The 16832-nt window shown below is 69.1% G+C and carries 16 protein-coding genes; 9 read left to right on the top strand and 7 right to left on the bottom strand.

Annotated features, from left to right (window positions below):
• Positions 1-20: 20 nt before the first annotated feature.
• The 6 genes from Q664_RS18120 (at position 21) to Q664_RS18095 (ending at position 5455) form a co-directional block, all read left to right on the top strand.
• A complete protein-coding gene (locus Q664_RS18120) occupies positions 21-488 on the top strand; it encodes a GNAT family N-acetyltransferase (protein WP_235216751.1) in 468 nt (155 codons plus the stop codon).
• A gap of 174 nt (positions 489-662) precedes the next feature.
• The gene (locus Q664_RS52280) at positions 663-1889 is read left to right on the top strand and encodes a hypothetical protein (RefSeq protein WP_052518306.1); all 1227 of its coding nucleotides are present in this window, start codon (positions 663-665) and stop codon (positions 1887-1889) included.
• Positions 1890-2107: 218 nt separating this feature from the next.
• Entirely contained in the window at positions 2108-2719 is a 612-nt protein-coding gene (locus Q664_RS18110; RefSeq protein WP_043396771.1) for a hypothetical protein, read from the top strand.
• A 16-nt stretch (positions 2720-2735) separates the two neighbouring features.
• On the top strand, positions 2736-3563 hold the full coding sequence (locus Q664_RS59135) for a hypothetical protein (protein ID WP_043396769.1): 828 nt from the start codon (positions 2736-2738) through the stop codon (positions 3561-3563).
• Between the two features lie 62 nt (positions 3564-3625).
• Positions 3626-4393, top strand: a complete 768-nt coding sequence (locus Q664_RS59130) for a thioesterase II family protein (protein ID WP_043396766.1) — start codon at positions 3626-3628, stop codon at positions 4391-4393.
• A gap of 81 nt (positions 4394-4474) precedes the next feature.
• Positions 4475-5455, top strand: coding sequence for a hypothetical protein (locus Q664_RS18095; RefSeq protein ID WP_235216750.1), 981 nt, complete (start codon positions 4475-4477; stop codon positions 5453-5455).
• A 67-nt stretch (positions 5456-5522) separates the two neighbouring features.
• On the opposite strand, the gene Q664_RS18090 is transcribed toward Q664_RS18095, so the two are convergent.
• Positions 5523-7736 (bottom strand): M4 family metallopeptidase, encoded by a 2214-nt coding sequence (locus Q664_RS18090; protein ID WP_043396764.1) that lies wholly within the window; start codon positions 7734-7736, stop codon positions 5523-5525.
• Between the two features lie 198 nt (positions 7737-7934).
• On the opposite strand from Q664_RS18090, the gene Q664_RS18085 reads away from it, so the two are divergent.
• Positions 7935-9233 carry an AAA family ATPase gene (locus tag Q664_RS18085; protein ID WP_043396761.1) on the top strand — a complete coding sequence of 433 codons (1299 nt, stop codon included), beginning with the start codon at positions 7935-7937 and terminating at the stop codon, positions 9231-9233.
• On the opposite strand, the gene Q664_RS18080 is transcribed toward Q664_RS18085, so the two are convergent.
• The 5 genes from Q664_RS18080 to Q664_RS18060 form a co-directional block, all read right to left on the bottom strand.
• Positions 9218-10111, bottom strand: coding sequence for an alpha-ketoglutarate-dependent dioxygenase AlkB (locus Q664_RS18080; RefSeq protein WP_043396758.1), 894 nt, complete (start codon positions 10109-10111; stop codon positions 9218-9220). The two genes, Q664_RS18085 and Q664_RS18080, sit on opposite strands and share 16 nt — an antisense overlap.
• 58 nt (positions 10112-10169) lie before the next feature.
• A complete protein-coding gene (locus Q664_RS18075) occupies positions 10170-11993 on the bottom strand; it encodes a caspase family protein (RefSeq protein WP_043396755.1) in 1824 nt (607 codons plus the stop codon).
• Positions 11990-12685 carry a zf-HC2 domain-containing protein gene (locus tag Q664_RS18070; RefSeq protein ID WP_043396752.1) on the bottom strand — a complete coding sequence of 232 codons (696 nt, stop codon included), beginning with the start codon at positions 12683-12685 and terminating at the stop codon, positions 11990-11992. The genes Q664_RS18075 and Q664_RS18070 overlap by 4 nt, the downstream gene beginning before the upstream one ends.
• The gene (locus tag Q664_RS18065) at positions 12682-13200 is read right to left on the bottom strand and encodes an RNA polymerase sigma factor (RefSeq protein ID WP_052518304.1); all 519 of its coding nucleotides are present in this window, start codon (positions 13198-13200) and stop codon (positions 12682-12684) included. The genes Q664_RS18070 and Q664_RS18065 overlap by 4 nt, the downstream gene beginning before the upstream one ends.
• A 78-nt stretch (positions 13201-13278) precedes the next feature.
• Entirely contained in the window at positions 13279-13692 is a 414-nt protein-coding gene (locus Q664_RS18060) for a YbaN family protein (protein WP_235216749.1), read from the bottom strand.
• Between the two features lie 81 nt (positions 13693-13773).
• Between Q664_RS18060 and Q664_RS18055 the strand changes: the two genes are divergently transcribed.
• Positions 13774-14535: an MBL fold metallo-hydrolase gene (locus Q664_RS18055; RefSeq protein WP_043396749.1), complete on the top strand. Its 762-nt coding sequence runs from the start codon at positions 13774-13776 to the stop codon at positions 14533-14535.
• Positions 14536-14544: 9 nt separating this feature from the next.
• A complete protein-coding gene (locus tag Q664_RS18050; RefSeq protein WP_043396746.1) occupies positions 14545-15609 on the top strand; it encodes a hypothetical protein in 1065 nt (354 codons plus the stop codon).
• Positions 15610-15674: 65 nt separating this feature from the next.
• On the opposite strand, the gene Q664_RS18045 is transcribed toward Q664_RS18050, so the two are convergent.
• Positions 15675-16586, bottom strand: a complete 912-nt coding sequence (locus Q664_RS18045) for an acyl-CoA desaturase (RefSeq protein ID WP_152622176.1) — start codon at positions 16584-16586, stop codon at positions 15675-15677.
• Positions 16587-16832: the final 246 nt, after the last annotated feature.

The raw sequence follows: 16832 nt of genomic DNA, 5'->3' as shown, positions 1-16832 counted from the left end.
TGCCCCTTCTGGACCCGCCCATGAGCCTGCCCCTGAGGTTCCACCTCGATGATCTCTCCGGAGAGCCGACCCGCGCCCTGATCGCGAGGCACCTCTCCGGCATGCACGCGAACTCTCCCCCGGAAAGCGTGCACGCCTTCGACATCGACAAACTGCGGCAACCCGGCGTGACGTTCTGGTCCGCCTGGTGCGGAGAGGAGATCGCCGGCTGCGGAGCGCTCAAGCACCTCGACACATGGCGCGGCGAGCTCAAGTCGATGCGTGTGGCCGATGCCTTCCTCGGCCGTGGGGTCGGGAGGGCGATGCTCGAGCACCTCATCGCGGAGGCGAGGAAGAGGGGCATGCGAAGCCTGTGGCTGGAGACGGGCTCGTCCGCGGCGTTCATCCCCGCGCTCCGGCTCTACGAGAGCGCGGGCTTCGTCCGCTGCGGCCCGTTCGACGGTTACGCCGACGACCCCTTCAGCGTCTTCATGACACGAGAGCTCTAACGGAGCCGGGTTTTCCATATGTCGTCCCCTCTTTGTTCCCGCCGAGGCACGGCAGCGGCCCTGCTGACCCTGGCCGCATGTGCCCTGCTGACCGGCTGTGCCACGTCTCCGAACTGGCGCCCGGAGAACGCACGTCCGCCGTCAACAACCACCTGGCGACTGTCCGCCCCTTCCGTGGAGCCCACACCTCCCGCCACGCCCTGGTGGGAGGCCTACCGTCCGCTCATTCCCCGGGAGCAGGACACCTGCGCCCTGCTGCAGGAGTCGGCCCAGGTGGACGCGCACCTGCGCCTGGACACGAATCGCCCCCTCCAGACTCAGCAGGCCCTTGCCTTGTGGTCCTGGCTCGCCAGGGCGCCCCTGTCGCTTCGTACCTTCGCTCCGCGCACCGCCCTCGCCTGGCTGTCGCGCCATGCCCTGACGCAGGGCCGGCCACTACCCGCCTCCGAGCTGCGTTCCCTGTGCGAGCGCTTCCTCTCCCTCTCCGTCATGCGGCCCGACGGCTATCTCGCCTCCGCCACCAGCGGCCAGCCCTCCTGGCGCATGGGAGAGGTGGTGCTGCGCGACGGTGCCCTCATGGCCGGCAACTTCGTCGTCGGCCGCCTCTATCTCTCTCATGGTGGCATCTTCTATCCGCTGGACGATGAGCTCCGCCGCACCAGCGGCATTCCCTTGGGCGAACTGGGGCTGGACAAGGATCTCGTCAGCACCTCGCTGGACGGTGCCGAGGAAGCCTTCGCTCAGATTGCGCTCGCCCTGGCCGCCAGCTTGACGGACGTGGACGGCACGCTGGAGGGCCTGCGCCAGCTTCCCACCACCGTGGCCACCCTCATCGAGTCCTCACCCGAGTACTTCGCCAGTTACCGGGACAGGCCTCTGCGTGAGCAGGTCCGGGAGGCTTCCCGTCTGTCCACGCACCTGCTCATGCTCGCGGGAGGAGCTGCGGGCACGGGTGTGCGCATGGCTGGCGCTGGAGTGCGGCTGCCGGTGTTACGGCTCGGCGCTCAGGGGCTGCTCGTCGTGGAAGAAGTGGCCGTGCCCGTGGGCACGGTGGCTACCGCTCTGGGCAGCGGCGCGGGCGCCCTCGTCCTGATGTCCGCGCCACCACCGCTCGACCCGAATGCGGCACGAGCCCTGTACGACAAGGGAATGCAGGAGGCACGCAAGGCCTTTCCGCACCTGGCCGGTGGCCCCAAGCAGAAGCACCACATCCACCCCCGCTACCTCGGCGGCCCGGACAATGGACCCACCGTCCTCTTGGACCCCGCCTATCACCAGCTCATCACCAATGAGTTCCGGCGGCTGGTGGGTTATGGGATGAGACCGCCAAGTCTCAAGGTCGTGCTGGAAATCATGAAGAAGGTCTACGCCAGATATCCCCTCCCCGGGGTTCATTTTTGACCATGCGTGAACTCATCGAGGTGCGGCTTTTCGCGGACGAGGCGAAGCGGTTTCTTCCTCCTCAAATAGGACGGGAGGAAGGCTTGTCACGCCAGGTTCTGCTCGAACTGAACGACCCACTCGTCGAGCGGATACGCCAGCATGAGCAGGAGAAGCGTAGGCAGGATTCAGTCGTAGTCACATACTGGGAGATCCACAGGAAATACACGCAAAGGGAATTGAAGGAGGCCAAGCTCCTCTGGCTGCGCGTGCGCCCCTTCTTCGAGCCCACGGGCGAAGACTGCGGCACGATGTATGACGAAACCACGGCCTGTCCGAAGTGTGGCTTCGGCGCCAGACAGGTCGGGCCCCTGCACCTGGAGCTGAAGCGCATTCCCAAGAGGGACATTGCCCGGACCCTGGGCGGAGAAATCGTGGTGTCCGCGCGGCTGGCCGAGCAGATGAAGACTGCGGGTATCCGTGGCTATGAACTGGGACCCGTCGTGAGCCGTCAGGGCAAGCCCACCCCTCACTGGCACCAACTCCTGCTGCCCGAATGCTCGGTGGAGCTGGCGCCCGAAACCCGGGTGGGCGCTGACTTTTTCGTCCCACAGCCCGATGAGGCCCGCTGCCCGCAAGGTCACGTCGCGGGATTCACCGTCCTCTCCGAAGTCCACCTCCAGCGCTCTAGCGTGGGCGAAGCGGACTGGCTGTGCACGCGCCAGGCCGTGGGCCCACGCATGGGTGCCTTCCGCCCTCTCCCCCTCCTGCTCATCTCCCAGCGGCTGTACCAGCTCCTCACCTCGCTCAAGGTGAAGCGCTTCGACGTCGAAGTCGCACACCTCGGCTGATCTAGGATCGTGGTCCATGAGAGTGATTCCCTGGCTTCTGATTGCCTTCCTGATTCCCGCCTGCCATGGCCCACGTGCGAGCACCCCGCCGGGAGAGAGCCCGGCCTGCGTGCTCGACGCCCAGCCCGAGGTCATCGCGGTGCCCAACCCCAAGCCGGGCGAGCTGAATGAGTTCTTCGATCTGCCCGACTCGCCCGCGTGGTGGGCACCGGCGCCGATGGACGCCGAGCGCGAGCAGTACCGGGCGGCACTCGTGGCCCGGCTCGGTGCCGAGGGCCTGGAGCAGCGCGCCCTGATGGAGCGGCAGCACGCCATCCATACCGCCATGGTGGGCAAGCCCGGACAGCGCGAGGCGGAGAACTCCGGACGCGTCCTGGATGGGAGCGCCGGAAAGAGGGACCCAGCGAATTGCCTGGAATGGCGGCTGTTCCAGCGTCAGGCCCGACGCTACCCCATGCTCGAGCACCCCACCGAGTTCGGCGCCTACATCCTGCGCGGGCACGGGCGGCTGCGGGTGTATCTCTCGGGAGGCGACAGCGTGGGTGGGCCGCTGCGGCACGAGGTGAGCGACCGGGTGACGGAGGATACCGCCAATGGTTTCGAGCCCCTGGCACACCTCCACAACCACCCCTTCATGTTCGACCGGAAGGTGGGAGACCGCACATACGCCAACGAGGACTCGGTGAAGGACATCGGCGGAGCGCTCGCCCCCAGCCTCACGGACGTACAGGCCTGGCGCAACATGCGCGAGGGGTTCGGCCTGAAGGGGGCATGGTTGACCAACGGGCTGGACAGCCTCCACTACACGTCCGAGGATTTCGACCGGCTCTCCGCCTGGGATTGAGCACCCGTCATCCAGGGGGGTTGACGCACCCCACCCGCTCTTCGCAGCATGGATACCTGCGCATGCACGTCCCTCCCGTCTACCGCCGATGGGTCACCTGCCCCGAGCCGCGCCCCAAGGCCAGCTTGCGGCTGTTCTGCTTCCATTTCGCTGGAGGTGACGCATCCGTCTTCCGGCTGTGGGCCAAACAGCTGCCCGCCTCCATCGAGGTCTGCCCCATCGAGCTGCCGGGCCGCGCCACGCGCCAGAACGAGACCCCCATCACCCGCTTCCCCGAGCTGCTCGACAAACTGGCGAGCATGATGCTCCCCTTCGTCAAGCAGATGCCCTTCGCCCTCTTCGGGCACAGCTTCGGCGGCGTCACCGCCTTCGAGCTGACGCGCTGGATGCGGCGCAACAACGCCCCCCTGCCCGTGCACCTCTTCCTGTCGGCCAGCCCGGCCATGCACCTGCGGCAGGGACCTCCGCCTCCGCTCAGCCACCTGTCGGACAAGGAGTTCCTCAAGGAGGTCGCCGCCCGGTTCGGCACGCCCCTGGAGGTGCTCTACAGCGAGGACTTCCGGCTCGGGGTGCTGCCCGCGCTGCGCACGGACGCGCTCGTCGGCGAGAGCTACCGGTACGCCCCCGAGCCCCCGCTGGACGTGCCCATCTCGTCCTTCGGCGCCAGGGAGGACAAGGAAGTCAGCCAGGCGGAGGCCGAGTCCTGGCGCCAGCAGACCACCGGGCGCTTCCAGTTGCGCATGTTCCCGGGCAGCCACCTGTTCCTCTCGACCGAGCGGCCCCGCATCTACAAGGCCCTGCTCGAGGACCTGGCGCCGCAATTTCAGTGACGGGGCGCGTGTTTCCCGGCATCTACCGCCCGCCCCTGGCCTCTCCGGTCACCAGGCGGGCGGCCTCCGAGGAACGCGCACGTGCTCATCCGGTATTCCGAGTGGAAGAAACCCACCGACGCGGCCTACGCCTTCCAGCTCCGCGCCGTGGGCCCCGGGCAGGCGGGCGCCTTCTCCCCGGCCATCCCCGGTACCGGCCTGCACCAGGACATCCGCGAGGTCGCCCGCGAGGTCCTCACGGACGGTGAGGCGGAGCGCTTCGAGCGGCAGGTGCGGCGGTGGCAGGGCCCCGAGGACGTGGTCGGAGACGCGGGCGAGAAGCCCTACGAGGGCCAGCAGCTCACCTTCGAGGAGTCCCCGTGGCGCGACGCGCTGACGATGCGTGACGTCGACGCGGTACTGCGTGGCCGCGTCCAGGTGATGCGGAGCCCCACCGGACAGGCCGACTACGTGCTGCGCGATCACCACATGCTCGACGTGGCCCTGTACCACTACCGGACGACGGGCGAGCTGCCCCGCACCCTCTTCCACGCGGACCGGCACTCCGACTGGTGCAAGGACAGCTTCCTGGAGTCGCGTGTGCCGCCACAGGCCGCCACCTGGTGGAGGCTCTTCGAGGGGCTGAAGCGGCCGGAGGGCTCGGCGCCCGTCCTCACCGAGGAGGACATCTTCTTCACCACCGCCAAGGCCGAGCCGACGGCGAAGATGACGGGCCGGGACGTGGGCTTCTCCACGCTCGTCCCCTGGTTCGTGGATACCTCGGCGCTGCACTGGCGGCAGGTGCTGGAGCGGCCCGAGGTCCCTCGAGCCGATTGGGTGTCGCTGGACCTGGACTACTTCCAGCCCGCGCCGCAGTTGCGGCTGAGCGGAGGGCTGATACGGGACGCGCGCTTCCACGGGATGATGGACCGGGCGCGGGTGCGCGTCTTCGTGCTCTCGCCCCAGTTCACCAACGGGGGCGACAAGGTGGAGCCGTGGGAGGTCCAGGGCAGCCTCCACTCGTCGCTGCGGCTGTTGAACCTGCTGCGCCGGCTGCCCGGCAACGTGCGGCGCGGCCCCTGAAAACGGAGCGGGCGGCCCCCCGCGTGGAGAGAGCCGCCCGCCCTTCACTCCCTACCGCCCGCCAGGACTACGGCTGGGTGTAGTCGATGGCCAGGTTGTAGCTGGCGGTGCCCGAGCCAGCGCCGCGGACCATGATGTGCGCGGTGCTCTGGCCCGCCGGCACGGTCAGCTCGCACGTCTCGGAGGCGCCGGACAGGGCGGGCCGGCAGTCGTAGGCCGAGGTGGTGGGGGCCGCGCCGAAGCGCACGTACAGGTTGGGGTCGCGCGTGCCCGTCATCACCACCTTGAAGGTGGTGCCGGCCACCACGTTGTACGGACCGTGGCTGTTGTTCTTGTTCTTGGCCACGGTGCCGCTGGCCGTCGTGGACACCGGCGTGCCACCACCACCGCCGCCGCTACCACCACCGTACGTCCCCTTGAGGGTGACGCCGGAGTAGGCGGAGTAGGCGTTGAGCATCACGTACCAGGTGCCCGCGGCCGGGTTGGGGAAGGGGCAGGACTCGGCGTTGCCGCTCGCGTACGGACGGCAGTCGTAGGTGCTGGCGCTGGGGACGGCGCCGTTGCGGACGTAGAGGTCCGCGTCACCCGTGCCACCGCTGATCTCGAAGGTCAGGCTCGTCTGACCCGCGGGCACCTCGAGCGAGTAGTACTTCTTGTTGCCGGAGCTGCCCGACAGGCTGCTCACCGGCACGCCGTTGGTCAGCGGGTTGACCACGGGCGGCGGAGGCGGCACGCCCACCGCCTTCCAGGCCTCGTTCACCGCGGAGGCCTCGGCCGAGCCCGCGCCGTAGAGCGCCTCGGCGGCCTGGAGGGTGTACGTCTTGGCCTGCTCGAAGGTGGTGCTGGCCGTGAAGAGGTCCGTGTTCGCCTTGTAGAAGATGCGGCCGGCCTTCTCCGGGCCAATCGCCGGCACCACGTTGGTGGACTTGCCGCGCGGGTGCACGCCGCCCTTGCTCAGCAGCGAGAACACCAGGTTGCTGATGCCCGAGCTGTAGTGCACGTCCACGCCCGAGGAGTAGTCGCCGTAGAAGTCCAGCGAGACGTCGTCCTTGGCCGGGTCATCCATGTAGCGCAGCGCGTCGTTGGGAGTGCCCGGCGTCCAGATGTCCTCGCCGATCATGAAGACGTCCGCGTCCACGGCCCAGTTGCGCGTCCAGCTCTCGCACACGCCGGCGAAGATGTCGGACATGGACTCATTGAGGCCGCCGGACTCACCCGAGTAGATGAGGTCCGACTCGGTGTCCGTCACGGCGTGGGTCAGCTCGTGGACGGTGACGTCCAGGTCCTTGCCCAGCTCGATGGAGTCCGAGTTGTTGCCATCGCCGTACACCATCTGGGTGCCGTCCCAGTAGGCGTTCACGTAGTTGCTGCCGTAGTGGACGGTGCTGATGAGCGTGGCGCCCGCGTTGTCGTACGAGTCGCGGCCGAAGAGCGTCTGGTAGCAGTTATAGGTGGCGCCCAGCATGTCGTAGTTCATGTCGACATGGGCGTCACCGATGGGCGCCTGGCCCTCGCTGCGCTTGAGCGTGCCCGGCGTGGAGGAGCCGTTGTTGGCCGAGTACACCTTGCGGTTGAGCGCGTCGTGGATGAGCGGGTTGACGAGCAGGATGCCGCCACGCTGCGCGTCCACGTAGACGAGATCGTGGACGGGCATGCCGTCGCGCTCGCCCTTCAAGCGCACCTCGTAGGCCAGCCGCGGCTCGGAGCTGCCCTCGGAGCGCAGGTAGACCAGCTCCGCGCTCTCGGTGGTGGCGATGCGCGCGGTGGTGTTCTCCACGGCGGCCACCCGCGCGGCCTCGGGCGACACCTTCGCGACGGAGGAGGCGCTCGAGCCATCCCGCGCCGAGCCGTTGGCCGCGTAGACATTGCCCGCCGCGTCCACGTGCATGACGAGCTCGCCGCCCACCACGCGCAGGCCGTTCTTCGTCTGCTGGAAGCGCAGGTGCTGGTGGCCCTGCGCGTCCACGGTGGCGCGCCGGAACACCAGGTCGTTCTCGTTGAGCCGGAACACCGGCGCCACGAGGCTCAGCGCCCCCCGCACGTCCGGCTGCGCGCGCAGCCCCGCGGCCTGGGACGCACGGCCGAACTGGCCCTTCACCGCGTAGGGAACGCCGTCGTCGGTGCCCAGCACCCGGGCGCCCTGGACGCGGGCCAGCGCGGCCTGGATGTCGGCGTCATCGCCCCCCTGTACGGGCGCCTCGCCCTCCTGCATCGAGCCGCACGCGGCCAGGCTGGCTCCCAGCCACGCCACGCAGAACGTCCTCACGAACCGGTTGCTCACGGGGTACTCCTCTGAAGTAGAGGCTACTTTCTTGACATACCAGTTGGTTGCGACTCAAGGCGCTGTGATGCTTTTCTCGACTTCACCTGATTACGTTGTGCAGACGCGGACGGGTGGCCACTTGGTTGTTCACCGCTGACGTGGCACGGTTCGCGATTTTTCTCTTTCCGAGAAAAAGAGAGGCACGTTGGCACCGCCATGAAGCTCACGAAGCTCCACATCCATGGGTACCGGGACGTCGCGCCGGGCACCGAGCTCGTGTTCAGTCCGGCACTCAACCTGGTGCTCGGAGAGAACGGCACCGGGAGGACCACGCTGCTGGAGCTGCTCTCGCGCGTGCTCGCCTCGGACTTCTCCGGGCTCATCCGCGAGGAGTTCTCGTTGGAGTACGCCCTCGACTTCCCCGGGATGGAGCTCCACATCACCGTGCGCAATACGCGGGCCACGGGCGCGCCCCCGCCAGCGGGCACCTCGAGCGGGAGCTCGGCGCTGCTGCCGCCACGTCCCCTGGAGCCCACCGCGGAGCTCGAGCCCTCCATGGAGCTGGTGCTCGAGCTGGACGCGCCCGGCCCCCGGCTGGTGATGCGCGCCGACGCCACCGGCGTGGCCTGGGAGGTGGACGGACAGCCCGCCTATTCACAGACCATGTACTGGTCGCTGCTCGACCGGACCGTCTGGGTGGTGCTCTTCATGACGGCCCAGCGGCTGGAGCCCGAGGTCCGCGAGCCGCTCAAGGAATTGCTGCGCCGCACCTTCCTGCTCGCTCCCGCGCGCTTCGACGAGGCGCTCGGGACGTTCCAGCAGATGGGCAACACGCAGTACGGAATGGAGATGCGGGGCGACGAGGTGTTCCCGCTCGGGTTGATGTGGCTGCCCACGTGGATGCCCGGGCTGTTGCGCGAGCGGGTGGCGCGCGAGATGCCCCCGCCGGCCGGCCACCTCGACATCCGCCACGACGAGGTGGAGCGGAGCTTCCTGGCGAGGTTCGTCACCCTGGCCGGCTTCAGCGCGGGCACGTTCCGGGTGGAGCTGCTGGACAAGCGCAGCTACGAGGGCGGCGGGCGGCTGGAGTTCGGCCGCTTCGGCTTCCACTTCACCCGGCGAGATGGCGTGGTGCTGACGCAGGAGCAGCTCGGCCACGGGCAGAAGCGGCTGCTGTCCTTCCTGTACTACCTGGACGTCAACGAGGACTTCGCCATCGCCGACGAGCTGGCCAACAGCCTGCACCCGCGCCAGGTGGAGGCCTGTGTGAGGGAGCTGGGCCGCCGGCAGTCCTTCCTCACCAGCCAGAACCCGTCCCTCTTCGAGCACATCCCCCTGGGCTCCCCCGAGGAGGTCCGCGCCTCGCTGCACCACTGCGGGACGGAGCTGCGGGACGGCCGCGAGTGGAAGGTGTGCGCCAACCCGTCACCGGAGACGGCCGCGAAGCTCTTCGGCGCGTACCAGCGGGGAGACACCCCGCTCGCGGCGCTGCTGCGCACTCACGGATTGTGGTGAGGCGCGTGCGCCTCGCGCTCCCGCTCGAGCTCCTTCCGGAAGAAGGCGCTGTGCTGGGCGAGCGTCTCCATGTAGGGCCGCACGTCCTCGCGGGCCTCGGGTGAGAGCTGTGCGTAGGGCGTCACGTGCTCGTCCGGCACGTAGCGGAAGGTGAGGTTGATGCGCCGGGTCTTGAAGTCCGGCAGCTCGGGCGGAAGTTGGTGGCCGGCGCGCGTGTCCACCCGCTGCACCCGGTGGAACGTCTGGTCCTTCCAGCGCGCGCCCCCGAAGAGCTGGAGCGACCCATCATCGAGCCACTGCTCCAGCACCACCTCGTCGCGCTCGCCCGGGCGGGTGGAGGTGACGAACTGGATGAGGGCCCGCTCGCCGAAGGACAGCGAGGCCACGGGCCCGGGCTCGAAGTCCTTGTGCTCGCCCACGCGCGCGGTGTCCACCCAGCGCCCGTCCTCCAGGCGGCTGCCGTAGAAGTTCACCAGGCAGGTGTTGAGGTGCCAGCGGGGCGGCATGTCCGGGCCGCGGAACATCCGGCGCGCCAGCTCCTCCACCTTGTCCACCTGGCGCTGGAGGACCGCCGGGAAGGGCTCGGCCTTGACGCAGCGGTCCTTCACCCCCTTGGGCGGCCGGTAGTAGTCGAGGCAGGCGAACTGCCAGTTGCCCAGCCAGTACACCGGCCGCAACAGCCTCCGCTGCTCCTGCCCCGGCGGAGGGGGGAAGTGCTTGGAGTAGCGCTGCTCCCACAGGGGATGGAGGGCGCCGAGCCACGCGAGGATCTCCGCGCGGTCCGCCGCCGGGAGGAAGCTCGCGTTGTAGTGGTGGCCCGGGGTGCGCTGGCGGGCCTTGTGGGCCAGGGAACGGCCATAACGGGGAGGAGGCGCCATGGGAGGCTCTCCCCTACCACACCGCGGCGGCCCCGCGGATTCCCCGGCGTCGCCCGGCTCAGAAGGTGGCGAGCACGCCGGCACTGAAGCCGTTCCCCGAGTTGCTCTTCCCCCAGGACACGGAGGCATCGGCCGTGAGGGTCCAGACGTCGTCGAGGTGGATGGACAGGAGGGGAAACGGGGAGCCACCACTCCCGCCAATGCGGTACGTGAGCAGCTCCAGGGGATTGGAATGATGGACGCTGCCATCCGCGAGGCGCAGGGGGCCCAGGAAGATGGCGGTCGAGACCCCGAAGCCGATGCCCAACGTCACCACCTCGCCCAGCGTCACGGAGTAGCCGGCCCCCAGGGAGGAATTCACCTGGCGGGGAGAGTCGTACACGTAGGGAGGCACGTACCAGGGAGCGCGGAAGTAGCTGTGGACCGACGCCCCCATGTGCACGCTGCTGGAGCCCGAGAGCCACCACCGCGTCCGCAACGCCGCCTCCAGCCCGACGCCCTCGGGCCACTTCCCGGGCTGCGCGCCGAGCGAGAAACTCATGGAAGGCACCCACTCGAACCGGCCCACCTCCCCCAGACGGTAGGAGAGCTTCGGCGAGGGAATCCCCACCGACACCTCCTGCGGACGGCTGAGCTTCACGACGGGCAAGCCGAACACGGTCAGCTCCAGCCGCTCCGTCAGCCCCACGCGATAGCCGACGCCCAGATTCGGTGGACTGGAGTAGAGGCCGGACTGCGGTCCCACCCACTGCTCGCCGTAACCCACCGACACCCTCGTGCTCACCGCATGGGTGCCGGCCGGGAGCGTGGTGAGGGTGGCCGCCAGAGGCTTGGAGTAGCGCTTGGCGGCGAGCCCCGGCGCCCCCACCAGCTCCAGGTTCTCCTCGTGCACCGTCACCGTCTTGCCGGCCTCCACCTGGAGCTCCCGGGCGAACGTCCCCTCTGGCGTCCTGCGGCGCACCAGGTAGGGGCCCACCGGCAGGGCCATGCGCAGGGCACGCCGGCCCTCGGGCACCTCCAGCACCACCAGTCCGGTGTGCAACTGGATGACCTGCAGGGGGCCCAGCTCCTGCCGCACCTCGAGCGTGCTGCTCGCGCTGGCCAGCCGGGTGAGGGGCAGATCCTGCCGCCCGCGCAGCCGCAAGTCGAAGCTGGGGTGCTGCACCGCCTCGCCGTGCAACGAGGTGTCGCGGATGGTGAGGCGCTGAGCGTAGGCGAAGGCCTCGCCCACCGTCACCTGTCCGTCGTCGCCCTCGTCCGCCGCGCCACGCAGGCCCGCCACCAGGTGGTAGGTGAAGAAGGAGCCCTGGAGCGCATCCGTCTCGTGCGAGGCCTCCTGACCCGTGCTGGAGGCGAGCAGCACCGAGCCCTCGCTGGACAAGGCCAGTGGCACCTCCACCGCGAAGGGCGCCGCCGGGGTGAGCCCCTTGGCGCGCGTCCAGCTCCCGCCCTGACAGGCATCGAGGATGCCCACGCGCACCGCGGCCCGCCCGTCCTCCAGCCGAGCCCGGAGCTCCTTCAGCGCCAGCGGCTGGCCGTTGGGATAGAGCGCCCCCTCATCCGAGTGGCCCGAGTAATAGAAGAGCAGCAGCCCCTCCCGGCCCTCCTTCCCGAGCCGCTCCAGCCGGGAGTCCAGCGCCGCGAGGACACGCGAGGGCTCCGGGTCCTCCAGCACGAGCACATCCTCCCGGGCGAACTGTCCGGCCTCGACGAGCACGGAGGCGAGGTTGCGCGCGTCGCGGTGTGCGAACCGCAGGGGCGTGCGTCCGGGAGCGGCGCGGTTGGCACCCACCACCACGGCCAGACGATTCACGGGCGGGGCGCCGGTGTCGGCCGGAGCCGCGGTGAGGGCAACGAGGGTCAGGGCGAGCAGGGCGTTCATGGCGAAGCGGGCTGCGAAGAGGGTTTGGAGAGGGAGAGCGGAAGGACCCACAGCGACTCGTTGCGCGTGGGCTCTTCGTGGAGCGAGGCCAGGGAGCCGGTGGGAACGGGCGCGTGGCCGAGGACGACGAGGAGCCGCTCGGGCTGCTCGCCGGGCTCCACCCGCCAACTGGTGGGCAGGAGGGTCTCGCCCCGTTCGGGCACCGGGCCCTCATGAAGCACCTGCCAGGAGTCCCCCTCGGCCGCGGCCACGGTGAGCCAGGTGAAGCCCTCGGGCATGACCTTGAGGCGCAGCAGGTCTCCCCCGGCCACCGGGGACTCGCCGTCCCACAGGCGCACCGCGTCCCCGGTCTTCACGTAGAGGGCCACGGCCGGGCTGCCCTTGCTGCGCAGGCCGGCCATCGGGGCCGGAAGCGTCTCCGTCGCCGTCCGAGGCACCCACAGCACCAGTGCGAGCCCCGCCGCGAGCGCCGCCATGCCCCAGGGCGCCATTCGGGCCAGGAGCGAGGGAGCACGGCGAGGCGGCTCGTTGGCGAGCGCCACGGCCCAGGACGGCACCGGTGGAGGCCGGCCCAGGGAGTCGACATGCCCGGCACAGCGGGGACAAGAAGCGAGGTGGGCCCTCACCTCCTCCGTCATGTCCCCGAGCGCGGCGCGATCCAGCGCCAGGAAGGAAGGGTGGGAGGTGCTCATCGTTCCTCCTCGCGCCAGGGCCCCAGCCGCGCCTCGAGGCGGGTGAGGATGCGGCGCACGGTGCGATCCGACAGGCTGGTGACTTCGCCGATCTCCGTCTGGGTGAGGCCGTCCACCCGGTGCAGCAGCGCCACCTCGAGCTCCTCGGCGGGGAGGCTGGAGGCCAGGGACTGGAGGAGCTGGCGCACCTGCAGCACGGACTCGATGCTGGGGGCGGGGTGGGCGGTGGTGTCCTGCAGCGCGGCGGACATCTCCACCGGCCGGCGGCGCTGGCGGACGCGGAGCCTGTCGATGAGCAGCCGGGTGCTCACCCGGTAGAGCCAGGGCACCACCTCGCGCACGGGGCGCTGGGCCATGCCGGAGCGCCACAGGCGGATGAAGGACTCCTGGGCCACCTCCTCCGCCTCCGCCGCGTCTCCGAGGGCCCGGGCGCACTTGTTCTGGAGCAGGGGGAAGTATTGGCGATACGCGGCCGTGACGGTGGCCGACGCACCCTCACGTGGCGGCGCGCTCATGGTGGGAAGAAGGAGGCATGAGGTTTCCTGGAGCATTCACCCGTACAACGAAATGCCCCGGAAAAAGCGGACACGGCCTCACGGCCCGGGCGGGCGGCTCGGGCGGCTGAGCACGTACGTGGCGCCGACGAGCATGAACACCCCGGTTGCCGCGAGCACGGGCCATTTCACCCGCGCGACGAAGGCCATGAAGCCGAAGCTGAGGGCCATCGCGGAGACCGCGCTCACCTTCACCTTCACCGGGATGGTGCCGTGCTCGTGCCACTCCCGGAGCCGGGGCCCGAAACGGGGGTGCGAGTACAACCAATGGTGGAAACGGCGGGAACTGCGCGAGAACGCCCACAACGCGACGAGCAGGAAGGGCGTCGTCGGCAGCACTGGCAGGAACGCGCCCAGCATCCCGAGTCCGACACAGACGAACCCGATCGCCATGAAGGCGTACCGGAAGCGGGAGGTCTCCGCCTGGCCGGTGTCCGGCTGTCCCCGCTGCATGGATGCATCCCCCGGCATGGCCGCGCCTTATAGCACTCTGGGGTACTGTTCCACCGGCCCCTTGGGCCGCTCGAGGTGACGATGAAGCGCGTGTTGAAGATCGCCGGTCTGCTCCTGCTCATCCCCGTGTTGGGGGGGGTGGCGCTGTTCGTGGTCATGTTCGCTGGCAACGGCGAGATTCCGGATGGACGGGAGCTGGAGGGCTTCGCCCGGGTGGTGAAGGACGGCCACGTCAGCGTGGACGTGCTCGACGCCGGGGAGGGCGCGGTGGTGCTCATCGACTCGGGCAATGACTCCGAGGGGAAGATCGTCCTGGCCGAGCTGAAGCGGCGCGGCCTCGGGCCGGACGCGGTGAAGGCCATCCTCCTCACGCACGGGCACGCGGACCACATCGCCGGGTGCCACCTCTTCCCGAAGGCCGAGGTGATGGCGCTCGAGGCGGACGTGCCCATCGCGGAGGGAAAGGCCCGCAGCAACAGCCCCATCCTGCGGCACCTGCCGCCCACCGATCGTCAGGCACGCGTCACCCGCCCGCTGAAGGACGGCGAGACGATCCAGATGGGCAACCTGTCCATCCGGGTGTTGTCCATCCCCGGCCACACCCAGGGCAGCGCGGCGTACCTCGTCAACGGAGTGCTCTTCCTGGGTGACAGCGCGGACGCGACGAAGGAGGGCAAACTCGTGAGCGCCAAGTGGCCGGTGACGGATGATGTGGAACAGAACCGTGCGTCGTTGAAGGCGCTGGCGGCGAAGCTGAAGCCCGAGGAGGTGAAGCAGATCGTCTTCTCGCACACCGGGGTGCTGCCCGGGTTCGCACCGCTCCGCGACTTCGCGGCGAACTGAGGGACACACGTGAAGACCTTCCAACACCTCCTGCTCGCCTCGCTGTTGCTCGGACCCGTGACCCACGCGCAGGAGGAACGCCCCGCCAAGACGGAGAAGGCGGCACCGGCGCCCGCGGTGACCGATGCCACCCTGTCGCTGCTCGAACCCGCGAGTGATGGCTGCGAGTGGGCCCAGGTCAATGCCCTCACCTCGGCGCGCCGGGTCATCACGAAGCTCGCGGTGGAATGCCAGGGCGCGAGCACCGCGCTGAGCCGGGATGGCAAGCAGGGCGTGGCGCGATTCTGGCGCGGGGGAGTCAGCCAGCCCGTGGTGGGCAAGCCCACGTTCCCGGAGAAGTTCCCCTCCCCCGCGTTCCGTGACCGCCTGTTCCTCGTGGACCTGGCGACGGGCAATGCCGAGGAACTCCCCCTGCCCGGTTCGGGTGAGCTCATCGAGTTCGGCTTCGATGCCAAGGGAAGGCTGCTCGGGCTCACCGTTCAGAAGCCCACCCCGGAACAGGAACGAACAGGCGCGATGGAGGTGGATGGAAACGTCATCCGATTCGGATTCACTGGCACCACGAGCCGCCCGCTGTTGGCCCATGCCTTCGCCTGGCGGGAAGGGGCGTGGACGCGACTGGACATGAAGGCGAGCGACGAGTCCTCGGGCACCGGCGTCCTGCCGCTGCGCAAGGAATTGGGTGAACGATCGAGCCGAGTACTGGATCCGCGCTTCGCGCCCAGGGAAATCGAAGACGACCAACTGCTGGACCAACTGTATGCGCTCACGCCCGAGCAGCCCGATGGCGAGTGGGCAGCGTTGGTGCGTGGTGGCTACACCCTGGCGGTCTGGGGCACGCCCTTCGGAGAGGAATTGCTGGCGACCGGTCTGCTGCGAAGGGTGGACAAGGGAAAGGCAGTCGCACTTCCCAGTCACACGTTTCGAGAGAACGACCTGGTCAGCATCCAATCACGGGGGCCATTCCTGCTCATCTCACTCGCGGACTCCGGCGGACATCCGCGCATGTACCGGGGGAAGAAGCTCGTCTGGAGTTCGGAGAACGCGCGGGCGGTGACGTTCTGGCCGAAGTGAGTTGACGCGGGAAAGACCTTCGCCAGAACGGGTGAGCGGCGGCCACCCCCTCACACATCATTCCCCTACCTTGAAGGCAGAGGGGACATACACGCGCTCTCCGAAGGAAGCGACCGGGCGTGGTGCGCGAGCGACTGCTCACCCGGCTCGAGAACCTCAGTGGCCAGCCCCAGTGCGCGCAGCAGCGAGAGGAACCCCCACCCCAGATCCAGTTCCCACCAGCGGATTCCCAGCCGCGCCGAGCGCGGGAACGTGTGGTGGTTGTTGTGCCAGCCCTCGCCCATGCTCAGCGCGCCGAACAGCAGGTTGTTGAAGCCCTGCACCGCCGCGCCCTCGTTGTGCCAATCCTGATAGCCGTGCCGGTGCGCCACGTAACCCACGAGCCAGTGGCCCGTCACACTGACCGCCACGCGCACGAAGCTCCCCCACACCAGCCAGGGCAACCCGCCCACCGCCAGGAACAGCACCGCCCAGGGCAGTTGCTGCAACATCCAGGTACGCTGAAGGAACCCGTAGAAGGCATCCGCCTCCACCTGCTCGTCCACCCGGGGCTCGAAGGGCCGGGCGAACTCGAAGCGGCAGTGCAGATTCCAGAAGTAGTCGCGCCACATGGGCTGCCGGTGCGCGAAGTAGTCGTGGCACCAGGGCTCGTTCTGCTGGAAGTCCCGCGTGTTGTGCATGCGCACCAGCGCGCGAGGCCCATCCAGGCCCACCAGCACTCCCAGGTAGGTGAGCGCGTACTCCAGCCACACCGGCACCCGGTAGGAGCGATGGATGAGGCCCCGGTGGATTCCCACCGAGTGCCCCGCGCACAGCGTCAGGGCCGTGCTCCCCACGAAAAGTCCGAAGGCCGAGGGGGTGAAGGTAGGTACCGCCCCCACCACCGCCACCAGCGACACGAGCCCGAACCACAGCGATTTCGCCGGGTTCCACCGCACCTGCCCGTCACCCGGGCGCACCGTGTTTCCACCAGACATGACCACCTCCACCCGGGAGTACCGGAAGAGGTGGCGGCGGTTGCGGGGGGCTCGCGAATCCATTCCATGCCCCCGCGCATGGCCTCCGCAACGACTCGTGGCTACATCAACACCGAGGAAGGTGCGGACATGCGCGAGAGCATCCTGGCGGCCGCGATAGCGGCGATGGCCTGGGCAGCGGCGGGAACAGCCAACGCCCAGCAACAGCAGATGGCGGGCAGCTACCAACTCCAGCAACCCATGGCC

The organism is Archangium violaceum Cb vi76 (genome assembly GCF_000733295.1).
Classification (GTDB): domain Bacteria; phylum Myxococcota; class Myxococcia; order Myxococcales; family Myxococcaceae; genus Archangium; species Archangium violaceum.
This window is presented reverse-complemented; position numbering and strand designations above follow the sequence as displayed.

What these genes read in the sequence shown, in the direction of transcription:
- Q664_RS18060 (WP_235216749.1), bottom strand. Translation starts at nt 13,692, where the DNA reads ATGCAGCGGGGACAGCCGGACACCGGCCAGGCGGAGACCTCCCGCTTC.
- Q664_RS59130 (WP_043396766.1), top strand. Translation starts at nt 3,626, where the DNA reads ATGCACGTCCCTCCCGTCTACCGCCGATGGGTCACCTGCCCCGAGCCG.
- Q664_RS18055 (WP_043396749.1), top strand. Translation starts at nt 13,774, where the DNA reads ATGAAGCGCGTGTTGAAGATCGCCGGTCTGCTCCTGCTCATCCCCGTG.
- Q664_RS18080 (WP_043396758.1), bottom strand. Translation starts at nt 10,111, where the DNA reads ATGGCGCCTCCTCCCCGTTATGGCCGTTCCCTGGCCCACAAGGCCCGC.
- Q664_RS59135 (WP_043396769.1), top strand. Translation starts at nt 2,736, where the DNA reads ATGAGAGTGATTCCCTGGCTTCTGATTGCCTTCCTGATTCCCGCCTGC.
- Q664_RS18065 (WP_052518304.1), bottom strand. Translation starts at nt 13,200, where the DNA reads ATGAGCGCGCCGCCACGTGAGGGTGCGTCGGCCACCGTCACGGCCGCG.
- Q664_RS18120 (WP_235216751.1), top strand. Translation starts at nt 21, where the DNA reads ATGAGCCTGCCCCTGAGGTTCCACCTCGATGATCTCTCCGGAGAGCCG.
- Q664_RS18075 (WP_043396755.1), bottom strand. Translation starts at nt 11,993, where the DNA reads ATGAACGCCCTGCTCGCCCTGACCCTCGTTGCCCTCACCGCGGCTCCG.
- Q664_RS18070 (WP_043396752.1), bottom strand. Translation starts at nt 12,685, where the DNA reads ATGAGCACCTCCCACCCTTCCTTCCTGGCGCTGGATCGCGCCGCGCTC.
- Q664_RS18045 (WP_152622176.1), bottom strand. Translation starts at nt 16,586, where the DNA reads ATGTCTGGTGGAAACACGGTGCGCCCGGGTGACGGGCAGGTGCGGTGG.
- Q664_RS18085 (WP_043396761.1), top strand. Translation starts at nt 7,935, where the DNA reads ATGAAGCTCACGAAGCTCCACATCCATGGGTACCGGGACGTCGCGCCG.